The 17,828-nt window shown below is 40.5% G+C and carries 16 protein-coding genes and 1 pseudogene; 4 read left to right on the top strand and 13 right to left on the bottom strand.

Going from position 1 to position 17,828, the window contains the following annotated elements; genetic code table 11:
- The 12 genes and pseudogenes from K941_RS0105740 to aspS form a co-directional block, all read right to left on the bottom strand.
- Positions 1-234: transposase family protein (locus K941_RS0105740; RefSeq protein WP_029102862.1), on the bottom strand; the 234-nt coding region annotated here is incomplete at its 3' end.
- 57 nt (positions 235-291) lie between these two features.
- The gene (locus K941_RS14880; protein ID WP_228130370.1) at positions 292-1,290 is read right to left on the bottom strand and encodes a capsular polysaccharide synthesis protein; all 999 of its coding nucleotides are present in this window, start codon (positions 1,288-1,290) and stop codon (positions 292-294) included.
- A 3-nt stretch (positions 1,291-1,293) separates the two neighbouring features.
- Positions 1,294-2,142: a WlaTC/HtrL family glycosyltransferase gene (locus K941_RS0105730; protein ID WP_029102861.1), complete on the bottom strand. Its 849-nt coding sequence runs from the start codon at positions 2,140-2,142 to the stop codon at positions 1,294-1,296.
- A 14-nt stretch (positions 2,143-2,156) separates the two neighbouring features.
- On the bottom strand, positions 2,157-3,257 hold the full coding sequence (locus K941_RS0105725) for a glycosyltransferase family 4 protein (protein WP_029102860.1): 1,101 nt from the start codon (positions 3,255-3,257) through the stop codon (positions 2,157-2,159).
- A complete protein-coding gene (gene glf / locus K941_RS14875) occupies positions 3,247-4,371 on the bottom strand; it encodes a UDP-galactopyranose mutase (RefSeq protein ID WP_036387635.1) in 1,125 nt (374 codons plus the stop codon). The genes K941_RS0105725 and glf overlap by 11 nt, the downstream gene beginning before the upstream one ends.
- Before the next feature lie 18 nt (positions 4,372-4,389).
- A complete protein-coding gene (locus K941_RS0105715; RefSeq protein WP_029102859.1) occupies positions 4,390-5,175 on the bottom strand; it encodes a glycosyltransferase family 25 protein in 786 nt (261 codons plus the stop codon).
- A gap of 5 nt (positions 5,176-5,180) precedes the next feature.
- Positions 5,181-5,849 carry a glycosyltransferase gene (locus K941_RS0105710; protein WP_029102858.1) on the bottom strand — a complete coding sequence of 223 codons (669 nt, stop codon included), beginning with the start codon at positions 5,847-5,849 and terminating at the stop codon, positions 5,181-5,183.
- Between the two features lie 9 nt (positions 5,850-5,858).
- A complete protein-coding gene (locus K941_RS0105705; RefSeq protein ID WP_029102857.1) occupies positions 5,859-6,677 on the bottom strand; it encodes a glycosyltransferase family 25 protein in 819 nt (272 codons plus the stop codon).
- An 8-nt stretch (positions 6,678-6,685) separates the two neighbouring features.
- Positions 6,686-7,417 (bottom strand): annotated as a pseudogene (locus tag K941_RS14870) (glycosyltransferase family 2 protein); the annotation flags it as partial.
- Between the two features lie 23 nt (positions 7,418-7,440).
- Positions 7,441-8,187, bottom strand: a complete 747-nt coding sequence (locus K941_RS0105695; RefSeq protein ID WP_029102856.1) for a hypothetical protein — start codon at positions 8,185-8,187, stop codon at positions 7,441-7,443.
- Positions 8,184-9,101, bottom strand: a complete 918-nt coding sequence (locus tag K941_RS0105690; protein ID WP_029102855.1) for a lysophospholipid acyltransferase family protein — start codon at positions 9,099-9,101, stop codon at positions 8,184-8,186. The genes K941_RS0105695 and K941_RS0105690 overlap by 4 nt, the downstream gene beginning before the upstream one ends.
- 17 nt (positions 9,102-9,118) lie before the next feature.
- On the bottom strand, positions 9,119-10,918 hold the full coding sequence (aspS, locus tag K941_RS0105685) for an aspartate--tRNA ligase (RefSeq protein WP_036387632.1): 1,800 nt from the start codon (positions 10,916-10,918) through the stop codon (positions 9,119-9,121).
- 295 nt (positions 10,919-11,213) lie between these two features.
- Between aspS and K941_RS0105680 the strand changes: the two genes are divergently transcribed.
- The 4 genes from K941_RS0105680 (at position 11,214) to tpx (ending at position 15,717) form a co-directional block, all read left to right on the top strand.
- The gene (locus K941_RS0105680) at positions 11,214-13,076 is read left to right on the top strand and encodes a potassium/proton antiporter (protein WP_029102853.1); all 1,863 of its coding nucleotides are present in this window, start codon (positions 11,214-11,216) and stop codon (positions 13,074-13,076) included.
- Between the two features lie 63 nt (positions 13,077-13,139).
- A complete protein-coding gene (gene sohB, locus K941_RS0105675) occupies positions 13,140-14,123 on the top strand; it encodes a protease SohB (RefSeq protein ID WP_029102852.1) in 984 nt (327 codons plus the stop codon).
- Positions 14,124-14,266: 143 nt separating this feature from the next.
- Positions 14,267-15,133 (top strand): SDR family oxidoreductase, encoded by an 867-nt coding sequence (locus tag K941_RS0105670; RefSeq protein ID WP_036387629.1) that lies wholly within the window; start codon positions 14,267-14,269, stop codon positions 15,131-15,133.
- An 80-nt stretch (positions 15,134-15,213) separates the two neighbouring features.
- The gene (gene tpx, locus K941_RS0105665; protein ID WP_036387627.1) at positions 15,214-15,717 is read left to right on the top strand and encodes a thiol peroxidase; all 504 of its coding nucleotides are present in this window, start codon (positions 15,214-15,216) and stop codon (positions 15,715-15,717) included.
- A gap of 129 nt (positions 15,718-15,846) precedes the next feature.
- Here the strand turns inward: tpx and K941_RS0105660 are convergent, their stop codons facing one another.
- Positions 15,847-17,685, bottom strand: coding sequence for a phosphoenolpyruvate carboxykinase (GTP) (locus tag K941_RS0105660; protein ID WP_029102849.1), 1,839 nt, complete (start codon positions 17,683-17,685; stop codon positions 15,847-15,849).
- Positions 17,686-17,828: the final 143 nt, after the last annotated feature.

Raw genomic sequence — 17,828 nt, 5'->3', positions numbered from 1 at the left:
ATGGATGCCAAAGTCAGCGGCTATCTGCTCATAGGTGCGATATTCTTTAAAATACTGTAAGGTTGCCATTAACAAATTGGGCATGCTGATTTTAAGTTTTCTACCGCCTCTTTGATGTACAGCAGCTTGTGCTTGCTCTAAACAAGCAAGCATTTCATTAAAAACCCTGCGTTCAATGCCAACTAAGCGTTTGAATTTGGTGTCGGATAGGTGTGTGGAGGCTTCGTAGTTCATTGGGGTATTTTAGCATAGGAAGGGTTTTGCAGGAGGTCTATTATACAATAAATTCTATCACAACATGGAATTTTTTATCCTATCAATGTAAGGATTTGATGTGCTAATGTAAGTTAATTTGTGTATGTGGTTCTTGTCTAAAATGTCTTGATAAAAATTTTCATCGAAGGGTTTGTTAATATTGGCAATCAATAAATGTGGTAAGGTGTCATCAATAATTTGGCAATTTAAGGATGAATGTTCACCCTTTACTAAAACATCAAACAATATCTGAAAAAAGAAATAATGAGTGATGTGATTTTGTGTTTGCCAAAAGTTTAATAATAAATCCAAACATACATGAATGAGAGAATGATTTTTCTTGGCAACGATAAAGCTATTTAATACATTGACAAAATGTTTGTCGCTCCAACAAAAATAATCAGCATTAAAGTTTTGCCAAAATTCTTTATTTAAAGCATTTTGGTCTCTTTGAAACATAAAAAAATCTTGTTGTTTGATGTTGTCGTCAATTTCATTTGTCAGTAAAATCGTGGCATCAATCCAAATTCCGCCATAAGCATATAATAATGCCAGACGGATTAAATCAGCAAAAAAGGCGTGTTTGAACTCTGGGTTTTGACGTTTTTGCCAAACAAAATTAGGCAAATCTAGATATTCATGGATATTGTTATCATCAAGGCGAATGACGGTATAATCCCCTTTATATTTGTCAATAGAGTCAAAGCATAGCTTGACGATTTCAGGTAGATTGCCATCAATCCCTTGCCCCCAATATTGCCAAATGATTTTTTGGTGAGGTAGAGGTTTTTTTGGTTGAATATCAAAAGAAATTAATTTGCCTGATTGATAATATTGAATGAGTTTAAAAAAGCAACAAGCAAGATGTTTCTGCTGTTCTGAGCTGGCATTTTTTTTATGTTGTTTTCTTATGGACTTTGGTATAAAAGTGCGATAAAAAGCCTTGTAGGTTTTTTGCTCCCATTTTTTTAACTTTGCTGTTTTTGGCGTGGGCGTATCAATTTGATGAATGAGTTCTTGCAACGTCATATCCATATATCACCATCCAAAATGGTCTTTGATTTTCTCTAATGGAGAAATTTTGGCGGTTTTATCATATTTTTTAAATAAATCAAACCATTTATTTTTACCCAAGAAGTTGATTTGGAATAAATCGGGTTTTTTGTATAAGCACATAACATACAAACCTTGGTCATCGTCGATAATGTTGTTTTGTATGAGTTCTTTTTGGCAATGATGTAATAATACCAAAAATTCTCCCCATTTTTTAGATGTTGCGACAATGCAACCACCAATCAAAAAAACTTGATTATTAAAGATAAAATCTGTAACTTGTTCAAAATTTTTGATGTCTTTAATGTTTTTATTGATGCTAAAAAAATGAACTTTTTCTGGATTGAAGTCATATTTCCATTCTTTGATGTTGTTTAGTGTATCTAAGTCTCTGATGTAACCAAAATCCAACCAAGCAATTTGATGAGTAGATAAACCTTGCTGAATCGCCATATTGACGAACAAAGTTTTCATGTTGTTAATCATAACATAATCGGCAGACCAGTACTCAATATTTTTTCTTTGCTCTGGATTAATTTTATTGATAAAATCGAGATTGTTTTGAATGTTTGAGATAAGTTTGCGATGATAGTTTAATTTGTTTTTAAAATCAAAAATGATAACTTTGGTGTTTTTTTCTTTTCTGATATCCAAAATTCTTTGCTCAAACTCTTTTGAGGTAAAAACAACCATGTCATTTTCTAATTGTGCTAAATTAGAAAAATACTCAAAATAAGTATCTGTTGTGCGTTTCAGATAATTAGGATAATCTTCGGTAGAAATCTCGCCACGTCCGATATCAAAAAAGGCAGTTACAATAGTGATGTTTGACATATTTATATCTATTGCTATATTTTCTGTGATATTAAGTCATGATGAAAATTAACAAGTCTTTGATGATAATGCCCATCAGTTAGATAATTTTCATATAATTCAATATTTGCTAAGTTGTCATAATTCCTTTTTTGTGAAAGATTTGATAAAATCTCAACCAAAGAATCTGATTGATTAACGTCAAAGGTTGTAATTAACGATGATTTATTTTGATAGTAACTATGCCCAAAATTATCACTCATAATAATAGGAACTCCAGTTGATAAAGCTTCTATAATAGATAAATCAAAATAGCTTTGTCTATTTGCATTGACCAAATAATCCACAGAATAATACCAATTAATCGGTTCTTTAGAAAAACCAATATCTGTAATACCCTCTTCTTCAATTTTATTGCCATTACCAACAAGAATTAAATGTAGTTTAGGGTTCTTTTTGTATGCTTTGCGAAAAGATTCTAATACGATATCAAAGCCTTTAACTTGATTTCTTCTACCTATATACATTAAATTTATTTTATCTTTTGGCAACGTTTTCTTTGATAGATTTTGACCATTGTAATTTCTTTTAGCCCCACTCAAAATATAGTAAAATTTATTCCTATCTGTATATAGCTCTTGATAGATTGGCTTGCAATCCACGTTTGGAAAAACAACAACATCTGCTCTTTCAAAAACAGCTTTTTCAGCCTTTTTTATTAATTCATATTTGGTTGAATCATTGGGATTGTGTGATAAGAACTCTGCTGAATGAAGTTCAGGACAATGCGGTTGAAATATAACCGTCTGGTTTGCACCAATCAAATCTTTGACATGATAAAAATCTATGTCTTCATGGAAGTAAATATATTGATATTGGTCGGCTTTTATTTTTTTAAATATATACCTAGCTTGATACTCTTCTTTGTTAAATTGTGATGCTAATATTTTATCAAGTTCTCTTTTTATTCTATATAGATTTTTTTGCAAAGAGTTTTGAAGTGAGCATAAATCATTGGATAAACTAAAACAATCCCGTGGTTTATCTATCAAATTATGTGCCAAAAATCCTGCGGGTCCTCCAGCATTGATATCTAGTGCACGAGGAAAAAAGATAAGTATTTTGTTATTTATCATGATTTTTACCTTCTAATTCTACTTTTGAAGCATTTAAAGCCTGTTCAATCACTTGATGCATGTCATAATATTTATATTCGGCAAGTCGTCCACCAAATATAATGTGTACATACTGAGTTGCTAATTCTTGGTATTTTTGATAAATCATTTGATTGTGTTCATCATTAATAGGGTAATAAGCTTCATTATCATCAGATTTATCTTGTGGATACTCTCTTGTGATGATTGTTTTTGGTTGTGTTCCAAATTCAAAATGTTTGTGTTCTATAATGCGTGTAAATGGTACATCGGCTTCTGTGTAATTAACTACAGAATTACCTTGATAATTGTCAATATCAAGAATTTCCATTTCAAACCTTAAACTGCGATAATCTAATTTACCAAAACAACATTGGAAAAAATCATCAATTTTTCCTGTATAGACAATTTTATTTGCACGACCATCCCAGTAATCTTTATTTTCCAAATAGTCAGTATTTGTTTTTATCTCTATGTCTCCAATAATTTTTTGAATCAAATTAGTATAACCGCCAATAGGAATGCCTTGATAAGTGTCATTAAAATAATTGTTGTCAAAAGTAAAGCGAAAGGGTAATCTACGAATAATAAAGGCAGGTATTCGTGTTGCAGGTCTTCCCCATTGCTTTTCTGTATAGCCTTTGATGAGCTTTGTGTAAATATCTTCACCTGCAAGTACTAATGCTTGCTCTTCTAAGTTTTTTGGCTCTTTAATATGATTGTAAGAAGCTCTTTGTTCGTCAATCTTTTTCTTTGCTTCTGTAGGTGTTTTAACGCCCCATAATTGATAAAAAGTATTCATATTAAAAGGTAGATTATACAGTTCACCTTTATAATTAGCAATTGGCGTATTTGTATATCGATTAAATTCAACAAAAGAATTGACATAATCCCAAATTTTTTTATTGCTAGTATGGAAAATGTGGGCACCATATTTATGGACTTGTATGCCTTCTACACATTCGGTATAGACATTGCCACCAATATGTTCACGCTTTTCTAAAATCAGGCATTTTTTACCAGCTTTATGCATCTCATGAGCAAATACCGAGCCAAACAATCCACTGCCAACGATTAAATAATCATATTCTTTCATCTTAAAATCCTAAATAAGTTATTGGAAATTTATCAAAGTACGACTAAATTTCCCAAATGTTTTGCGATACGCATTACCCAATTCGCCCTTAATTTTTTGTAATAAGGTGCGTTTGGGCTTATTTTTAACTCTTTCATCACGAGATGATTTGATGTCGCTCGGCATGGTATTTTGAGTGGGGTATAAAATAAACTCTTGGGCAACCACAGCAGGTAATAACTGATAAATGGGTAAAGCATTTTGATGATTCATATAGTTATCAAACATCAGTTGGTCTATGGGGAGATAATCATCGGTGGATAAACTTTTGATGTAAGTTAATAATGACAACGCACCTTTTTGGCTTAAAATGTAGCCTGCCGTACCCAAATGATATTCATTTAATGCTTGGGCGGTTCTCTTGTCTGGCAGATTGACAATGGTTTGGGATAATTTACGCTCTTGCAGAAAAGTCTCGGTTTTTAAATAATCAATACCAGTATCTTTTAACCAATTATCATCATTAAAAAACACATGAGCATTATTACCCAAATAAACATCATCTTCAAAAACGGCGATATAATCCAAATTATCATCTATCATTTTTTGCCATAGAGAAACATGACTTAAAAAACACGCTTTTTCACCGCCAGAGAGCTTAATAGTGTTGGCAAGTGTTAAGTTAAATTTTGTGCAATACTCATCAATATAATTGGGTGTTATGGCATCAAAAAATTCAAAATCGATGTTTTGCTTACCAAATTCAGTGATAATATGCTGACGGCGGTCGGTGGCAGTAGCAAGGCTTATAACATAATTTTTCATATGAATTACCAAAATTTTAACTTTTGCCAAAAACTTTTTGGTGGATTAGAAACGCTGTCATGACCGATATGATAACAATTACCCTGTTTTAAAAACAACATATAAAGCCCTTGTTGTCTTAAATGGCGAGAAATATGACGTTCTTTTTTAAATTGAGCAAATGGCTGATAAGTTTGCCATAAAGATTTTTTTGCCAAATGGGGATTAAAAGAATATCCATGCCATTGTTCATGTAAATGCTCAACACGCACATAATCCGCCAAATCATCTTCAAGCAATTTTACGGCATTTCTTTCGTCATCTGTATATAAAAAATCAGTAAATTGACGAAAGCTAATCGCACTAATTTGTGTATGATTCTTTAAAACAGACATGGCGGATTGTATGTCAGGCGTACTGTCAAAAAACCAATCATCTTCACAATGAAAGATATAGCTGGTATTTACTTGACTGTACATATAATCTACCGCCTTGTGATGACCTAAATTATACCCTAGGCTAATTAGCTGACCTTGTGGGCATTTTTCTTTAAAAACTTGATTGGTCGCTTCATCGCTAAAATCGTTAATGGCAATGATGTGTTCAAAATGTATTTTTGACAATAAACTATCTAAGGTTTGTGCTAATTCATTGGGTCTTTTGCCAATGGTTAAACATAAAGTAACATTATCCATGCCATTTCCTTATTTTGTGTTGGTGTAAAAGCGTTCAGGTTTGACTGTAATTTCTCTTTTATTTCCTTTGATTAGAGTGATTAAGGTTTTAATACCTAATTTAATTTGACCGACCACACGATTTTTCTTTAAAATTATTTTTTGTATGAGGGATAATTGGATTTCTATTTTATTTTTGATAGAGCCTATCAATGAATTGAGCTGATAATCGTTAAAATTAACGCCATACATTTGACATTTGTCACTTTGTAATAATACGGCAGGTTCTATTTGATATTTATGTAAATCAGGACAAGAGTAAATAAAGCTATCAGCAAGGGCGATATTGCCATTTGAAAAATAATTGAGTAATTTTTTAGCACCACTAGGATAAATAATATAGCCACCCGTACCGCTTTTATCTAAATATAAGGGCAAAAGTTGATAATCCAAATACGAAAAACTTCCTAGGGGTTGTCCCACAATCTTTTTTCTGCCATGAACTTCTAAATTGATAAAATCAATATGATGAAAGTCTTGTTTTTCTATATGATTTAATAATTCAGCAAAATCCGTGGTCAATACTGCATCATCTTCTAAAATAACACAAGGTGTATTGATTTTTAATACTTCTTCCCATGCTTTTTCGTGACTAAACAAACAAGCAAACTCAGTTTGTTTCAATACTCGTTGCCAGCTCGTCAGGTATTGATAATAAACTTGTTCCGAAATGTCATTAACGCAAACAGCAGGTAGCCTATCGAATGTCAAATCTAATGCTTTAAATTGTTTTTGTTGGGCTTGTAGTCTGTCTTGGGATTGGTCTAAATTTATCATTAAAATTTTCATGAGTTATCCTTATTTTTATATAATTGCCATAATAATAGATATTTATTAAATGTATATTGTGAAAAAATCAATGAATAAACAAAGCCATATTTACCTTGCAAAAAACGTCCGTCCAAAAAGTATTGGCGGATAAATTGCCAAATGGGGTTACCGATGATTTTAAGCAGACTGGATTTTTTGCCTTTTTGGTGTTTCTCGTTCGCCCAGATTTCGGCGTATTGTAGGCGTTTTGATAACAAAAACTGAGCATTGGGGGCGGTGTGATGATTTAAAAATCCCGCTAAGCTCACCGTTTTCGCCCCTGTGATGTCCAAAGATTCATGGACTTGTAGGTCGTTAAACTGGTAAGATTTTGGGAACAGTCGCCAGTAGGATTTTACGCCCCAGTAAGGATTGTCAATCTGATGACCAAAAATAAAATCTAGGCGTTTTAAACCATAAACGGTGTTTTCAGGCTTATTTTTTACCACTTCCAAAATACTTTGTTTTAACTCTGGCGTGATTTCTTCATCAGCGTCCAATGCCAAAATCCAATCGCCTGTGGCATAAGATTGGGCGATTTGTCGCTGCCTGCCAAAGCCTTGCCAGTCGGTATTGACGTGCCATTTTGCCCCATATTGCTCAGCAATTTGTCTGCTATTATCGGTGCTACCGCTGTCTAAGATGATGATTTCGTCCGCCAAACCGTCCAAGGCAGACAGGCTGATTGCCAAATTTTTGGCTTCATTTTTGACAATCATGACGACCGATAGGGGGTATTGATTCATCGCCAAGCATCCTTAATCCACTCACTTGGCAAAACGTGGCGATACCATTTACCACCACCACCTGCGATAGCGTCTGGTGGATTAATCTCGCCATGAAAGATAACGATTTTTGCCCCGATTGGTTTTTTGGGTGGGACAAAATACGCCATGGGGATTTTTTGTAGGCAATGATATTTAAAACTCACACACCACGAACTGTCCCAATATTCCAAATGATGATGTTCTCGCAGGTAGTTGGACAAAAACGCCTGTTCGTGGCGAACTTCTCCCCTGATTTTTTCAAAATTTTGTTCAAAATAACTAAGTAAGTTTGGATAAGTATTTTGCCCCACTTTAAAGCGATATACCGAGCTGTTACCCACCATTCGCCACGGTTTTTTCCAGTCTCTAATAATCATCACGCTATCATCAAACTGTGCCTGATGAGTAAAAAAGCAATCAATATTATCAATAATAACAATATCAATATCCAAAAAAAGTGCCGTACCTTTTAAATCATAAAGCTTTGGTTTAAAGGTGGTGAGTTTTTTCCAGCCTCGCTCTGGAATATTATCAGGTAAATTTAAAGCAGGAATGGGATAGCATTTGACATTGTCATCAATGCCTGTGCTATCGTCCGTCAAGCACACCATTTGAAAATCAAGGGTCAAATGGCGTTTTACCATATTATACAGGCGATTGACGTACTCGGCTCCGTATTTGGTTCCCCATTTCATACAAATCACATAGCGGTTGTCGATCATGGATTTTCCTTGTTTTTGTCTATTTTATAAGATTTTATTTGGGCGTGCAAATCATCAAAAGGCAACAGATAGGGATTTTCGCCAAAAGGCGTGGTCTTAAATCGCCGATAGCCCCACATATAATGAGCAAAATGCTTATTTATCATCATCTCCATACTATTATTTAGGGCGGTGGTGGCGATGATGTCGTTTTTGTCGTACAAATTGGGGTCGGTCAAATCATAACAAAATATCTCAAATCCATCCTTGCCCTTGATACACGCCAGACCGACCAACGCACAGCCTGTTTTTTGAGCAAGCTTGGTGGTGAGCGTGCCTGTCATGGTGGGAATGCCAAAAAACGGGACGATTTCTCCACCATTTTTGTCAGGGACATGGTCGGGCAAAATCACGGTAAATCCGCCTGATTTTAAGGTTTTAAAAATTGCCTTAACGCCTGTGCTGTCGGTGGGGACAAGCGTGGCGGAAAGTCGTTCACGACCGCTTAGGATAAATCGGTCAAGGTTAGGGTTGCCAGACGGCTTGTACATAATCGTCAAATCGCCAAAACCGCACAGCCATGCGTTCATCATCTCCCAAGTGCCGATGTGTGGCACCACTAAAATCAGCCCCTTGGGATTGGCAAAACCACGCTCCAAAATCTCACGATTATGTACCGTTTTGATTTGGGCGATAGACCACTCTGGGGGCATTGCCCAGCTTTTGGCACTGTCTAGGGTGCTGGCAAGCTGATTTTGTAGTATGGTAAAAGCAAGCCTGTCTCGCTCGTCCTTATCCATAGAAGGGCGGACTAGCATGAGATTGGTGCAAATACTGCGATAAATGCTGGCATTTGACCATTTGGCAAGATAAGACGCAAGACGAGCCAATGCCCCTAATAAGGACATTGGCACGAATTTGATAAGATTAAGCATAAATCACAAGTCTATGATTATTCAGCTTTTTCTTTTTCACGCACACGAATGCCAAGCTCACGAAGTTGCTTAGCATCCACTTCGGCAGGGGCTTCGGTAAGCGGACATTCTGCCGTTTTGGTCTTAGGAAAGGCAATAACATCACGAATGGAGCTTGCTCCTGTCATCAGCATGACCAAACGGTCAAGACCAAACGCCAATCCGCCATGCGGTGGAGCACCGTATTTTAGGGCGTTGAGCAAGAATGAGAATTTCTCTTCGGCTTTGGCTTCACTAATGCCTAGTGCTTCAAAAACTGCCTTTTGCATGTCTAGGGTATTGATACGAAGGCTTCCACCGCCAATCTCTGTGCCGTTTAGCACCATGTCATAAGCGATAGATAGGGCGGTCTCTGGGCTGTTTTTCATCTCTTCTACCGTGCCTTTTGGGCGGGTAAATGGGTGGTGAACTGATGTCCATTTGCCGTCATCGGTCTCTTCAAACATCGGAAAGTCTACAACCCATAGCGGAGCCCATTCTGATGTAAGTAGGTTTAAATCATGACCGATTTTAACACGCAAAGCCCCCATGGCATCATTGACCACTTTGGCTTTGTCAGCACCGAAGAAAATGATGTCGCCATTTTCGGCACCTGTACGGCGGATAAGCTCGACAAGCACGTCATCAGTCATATTTTTGATGATGGGCGATTGTAGTCCGCTTTCTTTATCCACGCCGTTGTTAATGTTGGATACATCATTTACCTTGATGTACGCCAAACCTTTTGCCCCATAAATGCCGACAAATTTGGTGTAGTCGTCGATTTGCTTACGGCTGATTTCTGAACCATTTGGCACACGCAGGGCGACCACACGACCTTTCGGGTCTTGCGCTGGCGCTGAGAATACTTTAAATTCCACGTTTTGCATGATGTCCGCCACGTCCACAAGTTTTAATGGAATACGCAAATCAGGCTTGTCGGAGGCATAATCACGCATGGCTTCGCTATACGGCATACGCTGGAATTTGTCAAATTTTACGCCCAAAAGTTCGTCAAACAGCTTAACAGTCATGCCTTCCATTAAGTCCATGATGTCGTTGTCATCAAGGAACGATGTCTCGATGTCAATTTGGGTAAACTCTGGCTGACGGTCGGCACGCAAATCTTCATCACGAAAGCACTTGGCGATTTGATAATAACGGTCAATACCGCCTACCATAAGAAGCTGTTTGAATAGCTGTGGCGACTGTGGCAGGGCATAAAACTCGCCATTAGACACACGGCTTGGCACCAAATAATCCCTTGCCCCTTCTGGGGTGGCACGGGTTAGGATAGGCGTTTCAACGTCCAAAAAGCCATGCTCGTCTAGGTAGTTGCGGATTAGGCTTGTAACCTTTGAGCGAAAACGCAAGCGGTCAAGCATTTCAGGACGGCGAATATCAAGGAAACGGTATTTTAGGCGTAGCTCTTCTGAGACGTTGCTAAAATCATCGTTTAGTGGAAATGGTGGCGTTTCGCTCGTGGCAAGGGTTTCAATTTCTTTGGCAAGAAGTTCAATTTGACCGCTTTTCATGTTGGGGTTTTGGGTGCCTTCGTATCTTTTACGCACACGCCCTGTGATTTTTAGGATAAATTCAGAACGTGCCTTATCAGCAGTGGCAAAGGCTTCTGGCGTGTCGGGGTCGATGACGACTTGCAACAGTCCATCTCGGTCTCTCATGTCCAAGAAAATCACGCCCCCGTGGTCTCTTCGGCGGTGCACCCAGCCGACAACGGTAATGGTTTGGTCAATGTAGCTTTCGGTAACACTACCGCAATATTCTGTGCGAATTGCCATAAATTTGCCTTTTTGAAAGTTGCTTTAAATTTTAAAAGTAAAATGGTTCAAACCTGCTATTATGCCTTTAAAATGCAATTTGGGCAAGTTTTTTTGTAAAAATTTGTCAAAGTAGCATAAGCGGGCAAGTAGCTCCTTTGTTTGGTTTTTGCGTTTGGTTTTTTGGAGTTATTCTTGGACAAAAATTGGCACGTTTGGGGCGATTTTGTGTTACAATTAATCTTTTTGACTGATTTTTGATGATTGACTGCTGTCAAGTTTTGCCCACAAATTACCCAACTCAAAAAGGAGCGTGATGGACACCCTAAATATTTTGTACCTTGTCTCGGCAGTGCTGATTTTTGTAAGTATTATGACAAGCCAGTTATCGGCTCGTTTGGGCGTGCCTTTGTTGTTATTCTTTTTGGGCGTGGGTGTGTTGGCAGGCGAAGAAGGGATTTTGGGGATTGAGTTTGAGCAGTATGCCCTTGCCAATTTTATCGGACAAGCTGCCCTTGCGTGCATTTTGCTTGATGGGGGGCTTAGAACGTCCCTTAATTCGTTTCGGGTGGGGCTAAAACCCGCCGTTACCCTTGCTACTTGGGGCGTTGTGGCGACTGTTTTGACGCTTGGGGTGTTTATTGCCTATCTTTTGGGGGTGGACTGGCGACTTGGGCTGTTGATTGCCGCCATCGTGGGCAGTACCGATGCGGCAGCCGTTTTTAGCCTGCTTAGAAATGGTGGAGTTAAGCTCAACGACCGTGTGCAAGCAACGCTTGAACTTGAATCGGGGGCGAACGACCCCTTGGCAATTTTGCTTGTTACGGTCATGATTGCCCTAAACCTTGACCCCGAAAGCCAAACAATCTGGACGATTTTGTCGCTACTTGCCACCCAAATTGGCGTGGGGCTGGTCATGGGCGTGGTGTCGGGTTTTGTGCTGTCAAAACTGCTCCCCAAGGTGCATTTGGCGGACGGTATGTATGCCATTTTGATTATGTCAGCAGGCATGGCGGTGTTTGGGGCAACCAACCTGCTAGGCGGTTCGGGATTTTTGGCGGTGTATTTGACAGGCGTGGCGATTGGTAATACCAAAGTGCGTGCCACCGAACACGTCCTTCGGGTCATGGACAGTTTTGCGTGGCTATCGCAGGCGGTGCTGTTTGTGGTGCTGGGGCTGCTGGTTACGCCATCTAGTCTTTTGCAAGTGTGGCATTATTCTTTGATTGTGTTTTTGTTTTTGTTGTTTGTCGCTCGCCCGTTTGCGGTCATGACAAGCCTTTTGCTTTTTGGGTTTAATTGGCGTGAAATTGGCTTTATCTCGTGGGTGGGACTGCGTGGGGCAGTGCCGATTACCCTTGCCATTATCCCGATTATGATGGCAGTTCCCCAAGCCAATTTGGCATTTAACATCGCCTTTGGGCTTGTGATTTTGTCGCTACTTGCCCAAGGGGCGACCATTCCCTTTATGTCCCGAGCCTTTGGGGTGTGGGTGCCAACCGATAGCGAGCCAAAGGCGGAGCATGAGATTTGGGTGAGCGACCATGCCAATATTACGCTTTATGAATTTGAAGTGGGTAAGGGGGCGTTTGCCGTGGGGCGACACCCTGTCAATATCTCAAGCCGTTTTAATGCCAAGGATGTCAATTTGTTTGCGGTGGTACGAAATGAGCATTTGCTTGTTGTCAATGACGACACAGCATTGCGGGCGGGCGATGTGGTGTGGTATGCCATGAGTGGGGATAATGCCAGCTCTGTGGCAAAGATTTTTAACAATTCCGCCACCCAATACCAAAAAACAAGCGAGTTTTATGGCGATTGGCTGCTGTCTCCCCACATCAAAATTGCCGATTTGCCGTTTTTTAGCGGTGGGCAATCCTTACTCAAAACCGACCGATCCAGCACGTCCAAGTCTACCAAAAAAATGCCCTTTGATTTTTTTGAAGTATTTACCCCACCCAAATCAACGCTTGGCGGGATTGATGATGAGTTGATTGAGATATTTGATAAGCACAAAAATGAGACCATCGAAGAGTATATGCTAAGTCATTTCCATGCCGAACCTGTCAGTGGCGATAAGGTGCGACTCAATGATCATTGGAGTCTTATTGTGCGTGATGTGGACAATCGGGGCAGACTGCGTGGCGTGGGGCTAAAAAATACGGTCAAAAAGGAATAAGGGGCTTTTAAAACGCCAAACAAACCCCATTTTTTTTAAAATTTATCAATTAAAGGTAAAACCATGCTATTTCATTCATCAAAAAAACCCACCGAATTGTCCATTATTCATCTTAATAAGCTCCAAGACAAACGCCAAGGGCAACTCAAAGACGCTCTAAAAAACAGCCAAAAAGACGACAAAAAATGCGGTCTGTTTGGCAAATTGTGCAAAAAAGCCAAAGACAAGGCAAAAGACAAAAAAGACAAGACGGACGACAAAAGTAAGAGTAGTGATAAAAGTGTATTTGTGCTAGATTTTGACGGCGACATTAAAGCATCTGCGGTGGCTCATCTGCGTGAAGAAATTAGCGTGATTATCAGCTCGGCAAAATCAGGCGATGAAGTGGTGATACGCTTAGAGAGCGGTGGCGGACAGGTTAATGCTTATGGTTTGGCAAGCTCGCAATTGGCTCGCCTAAAAGAGGCGGGGCTTACGCTAACTGTCTGCGTGGATAAAATCTCGGCAAGTGGTGGCTATATGATGGCGTGCGTGGCGGATAAAATTATCGCCAGCGACTTTGCGGTCATCGGCTCGGTGGGTGTGGTAAGCCAGCTCCCTAATTTTCATAAGTTGCTCAAAAAGCATGATGTGGATTTTGAGCAGTTTACCGCAGGCGAGTACAAGCGTACCGTTACCATGTTTGGCGAAAATGACGATGAAGACCGTGCCAAGCACCAAGCGGACATTGACCGCATTCATGAGTTGTTTAAAACCTTTGTCAAAACGCACCGCCCAAGCCTAGATGTGGAGAAGATTGCCACAGGCGAGATTTGGTTTGGGCAGGATGCTTTGGATTTGGGGCTTGTTGATGAGATTGGCACGTCTGATGCCTATGTGCTAGAACTGATGAAAGAGCGTGATGTATTTGTGCTACATACTCGCACCAAGCCGACTTTGGCAGAAAAATTGGGACTGTCTGAGCAGGTGGGCGTAAAGATGGGCGAGATGGTCGGACACATGATGTCATCGGTGGGCGAACAGCTTGCCAAATATCAACATCCTTAAAGAGTCTTGCAAGTGATTGAATGTACACATCATTTTACTTAAAATTTTGATAAAAATGGTGTAAAATAAGCCATTCAACTTTTTAAAAGCGGACAATGGTTGTTCGCTTTTTTATTGATTTTAACGTGTGATTTGGGTTATTTATGAAAAAACTGGAAGAAGCCTTTGCCAAAGCCGATAAATTCGGACGAGTGGTTGCCAATAAATTTAGTAAAATCAAAGATTTAAATGACATTCGTGGTATCGGTCAAGGCAAAACGGTACTGATTACAGGGGCAAGCTCGGGGCTTGGGGCGATGATGGCAAAGAAATTTGCCTTTTTGGGGTATGATTTGGCGATTTGTGCCAGACGACTTGACCGCTTGGAGACTCTGAAAACTGAGCTAGAAAAAGAATTTGGTATTAAAGTCTATGTGCGTACGCTGGATGTTACGGTATACGATGATGTGTTTGCCGTGTTTGAAGAGTTTGCCAAAGACGTGGAAAGTGACGGCGGTACGCTTGACAAAATCATTGTGAACGCAGGCGTGGGCGACAGTCGCGTGATTGGGCATGGGCGATTTGCGATAAATCGTGCCACCGCCGAGACCAACTTCATCTCCGCCCTTGCTCAGTGTGAGTCTGCCATGCAAATATTCCGCCGTCAAAATAGCGGTCATTTGGTTGTCATATCCAGTATGTCTGCGGTGCGTGGACTGCCAAGACATTTGACGACTTACGCTGCTGCCAAAGCAGGACTTGCGGCTCTTGCTGAGGGGATACGTGCTGATACCATTACTGAAAAATTGCCGATTACAGTGTCCACCATTTACCCTGGTTATGTGCGTACCGACCTAAATATCGGGGCAAAATATCTGCCCTTTGAAGTCGAAGAAGACGAAGGGGCAGACGTGATTGTCAAAGCCATTGAAGCCAAAGTAGATGAAGCCTATGTCCCTGCGTGGCCGTGGCTACCGATTGGGCTGGGCATGAAATATTTGCCATTGCGACTGATTACCAAATTTTTGTAATTAAAAGGTGTAGATGGTTTGCATTTTATCCCAAAGCACAGTAATATAGGTTATCCCTTTATCAATAAATAGGAGTGCGTATGAGCAGTCAAATTACCTTAGGTGGCAATGCCGTTGATGTGGCAGGTGAGTTTGCCAAAGTGGGCGAGACGGTCGCTGATTTTGTCTTAGTGGGCAATGATTTGGCGGACGTCAAATTGTCCGATTTTGCAGGCAAACGCAAGATTTTAAATATTTTTCCAAGCATTGACACAGGCATTTGTGCCACGTCTGTGCGTGTATTCAACCAAAAAGCAAGCGAGCTTGATAACACCGTAGTACTGTGCATTTCGGCAGATTTGCCCTTTGCTCAAGCCCGTTTTTGTGGGGCAGAAGGGCTTGACAATGTCAAAACTTTGTCCGCTTTTAGAAATGATGACATCGCCAAAACTCTTGGCGTTGCCATGACATCAGGAGCATTGGCAGGGCTAACCGCTCGTGCGGTCATTGTGCTAGATGCCGATAACAAAGTATTGCATAGCGAGCTTGTGCCAGAGATTAAGAGTGAGCCTGATTATGATAAGGCGTTGGCATCTTTGGCTTGATTTATTTGGTTTGCTTAAAAAATAGTCCAAATATGGGCTATTTTTAATGTTTTAAAATTTTATTTAACACAATGCAAGCTATAACCAAATAAAAACGCCCCAGTTGGAGCGTTCTTTTGTTTGGTCAAATTACATACCGCTTTCTACTGCTTGACGTAGTTTGGCTTGATGGTCGATGAGTGCTTTTGGCATACGCTCGCCCAATTTATCAAACAGATCTTTGTGGCTATCAAGTTCTTTTAGCCATTCATCTTTGTCTTGATAGGTTACGGTGTTGAAGTTGTCTTTGGTAAAGTCAGAATGAGTCCAGTTTAAGTCTTCGTAAGTCGGTACAAGCCCAATCGGTGTGGCATGAGCATTGGCATTACCTTCACAGCGGTTGATGATCCATTCTAGCACACGCATATTTTGCCCAAAACCTGGCCATACAAAGTCGCCATTATCATCACGGCGGAACCAGTTTACTTTAAAGATTTTTGGCAGTTGGGTGCCATGCTCTTTGGTGAGTTTTTCTAACTTTTCGCCCATGTCTAGCCAGTTGGTGAAGTAGTCTGCCATGTTGTAGCCTGCAAAAGGGAGCATGGCAAAGGGGTCACGGCGGACAACGCCCTGCTGACCGACCGCAGCAGCGGTGGTTTCGCTGCCCATGGTGGCAGCTTTGTACACGCCATCAATCCAATCGGGGGATTCGGAGATAAGTGGCACGGTGTCGGCACGGCGACCGCCAAAGATAAAGGCAGAGATTGGCACGCCTTCGGGATTTTCCCAGTTGGGGTCAATTGATGGACATTGGCTTGCCGATACGGTAAAGCGGGCATTGGGGTGTGAAGCTTTCTCAGTGCCGTCATGCTTTTTGCCTTTCCAGTTGATGAGATTGTCAGGCACTTCTTTGGTTTTGCCTTCCCACCATACTTCGCCGTCTTCGGTCATGGCAACGTTGGTGTAGATGACATCACGAGACAAGGACGCCATGCAGTTGGAGTTGGTTTTGGTGTTGGTGCCAGGGGCAACGCCAAAGAAACCTGCTTCGGGGTTGATGGCGTACAGTTTGCCGTCTTTTGATGGTTTAATCCAAGCAATGTCATCGCCCACGGTTTCTACTTTCCAGCCTTCATAGCCTGCTGGTGGGATAAGCATGGCAAAGTTGGTTTTGCCACAGGCTGATGGGAAGGCGGCTGCCACATAGTGTTTTTTGCCTTCGGGGTTGGTTACGCCTAGGATAAGCATATGTTCGGCAAGCCAGCCTTGCTCACGACCCATGACGGAGGCAATGCGTAGGGCTAGGCATTTTTTGCCAAGTAGGGCGTTACCGCCATAGCCTGAACCAAATGACCAGATTTCACGGGTTTTTGGGTAGTGAACGATGTATTTGTCATCGTTGCAAGGCCATGCCACGTCTTTTTCGTCATCTGCCAAAGGCTTGCCAACAGAGTGTACACATGGCACAAATTCGCCGTCTGTACCTAGCACGTCATAGACGGCCTTGCCCATGCGAGCCATTTTACGCATACTTACGACCACATAAGGACTGTCGGTCAGCTCTACGCCAATGTGGGCGATATGGCTACCGAGTGGTCCCATGCTAAATGGCACAACGTACATGGTGCGACCTGCCATACAGCCGTCAAATTTGTCGTTCAAGATGGCACGCATCTCATTTGGGTCTTTCCAGTTGTTGGTTGCCCCTGCATCAATCTCTTTTTCACTACAAATAAACGTGCGGTCTTCGACACGAGCCACATCAGACGGGTCAGAAAAAGCCAAATAAGAATCAGGGTGTTTTTCTTGGTTTAGCTTGACCATGGTACCATTGTCAATCATCAGATTGATAAGGCGGTCGTATTCTTCTTGTGAGCCGTCGCACCACTCAATACGAGCAGGTTTGGTGAGTTTGGCGATGTCGGCAACCCAATCAATGATGGCTTGATGGCGGACAAAATCAGGGGTGTTTAGGGCGATTGCGGTCATGGGAATCTCGCTTAAAAATGGATCTGTGATAAAGCTATTTATCAGCAGAATTAAAAAATTGCGGTATTAAACCATATTTTGCCATAAATTGTAAGTTTTATTTTTTTTAAAAATGAATTTATTTTTAAAAAAAATGAACATGT

Origin of the sequence: Moraxella caprae DSM 19149, assembly GCF_000426885.1 — a bacterium.
In the GTDB taxonomy this organism is placed as follows: Bacteria; Pseudomonadota; Gammaproteobacteria; order Pseudomonadales; family Moraxellaceae; genus Moraxella; species Moraxella caprae.
This window is presented reverse-complemented; position numbering and strand designations above follow the sequence as displayed.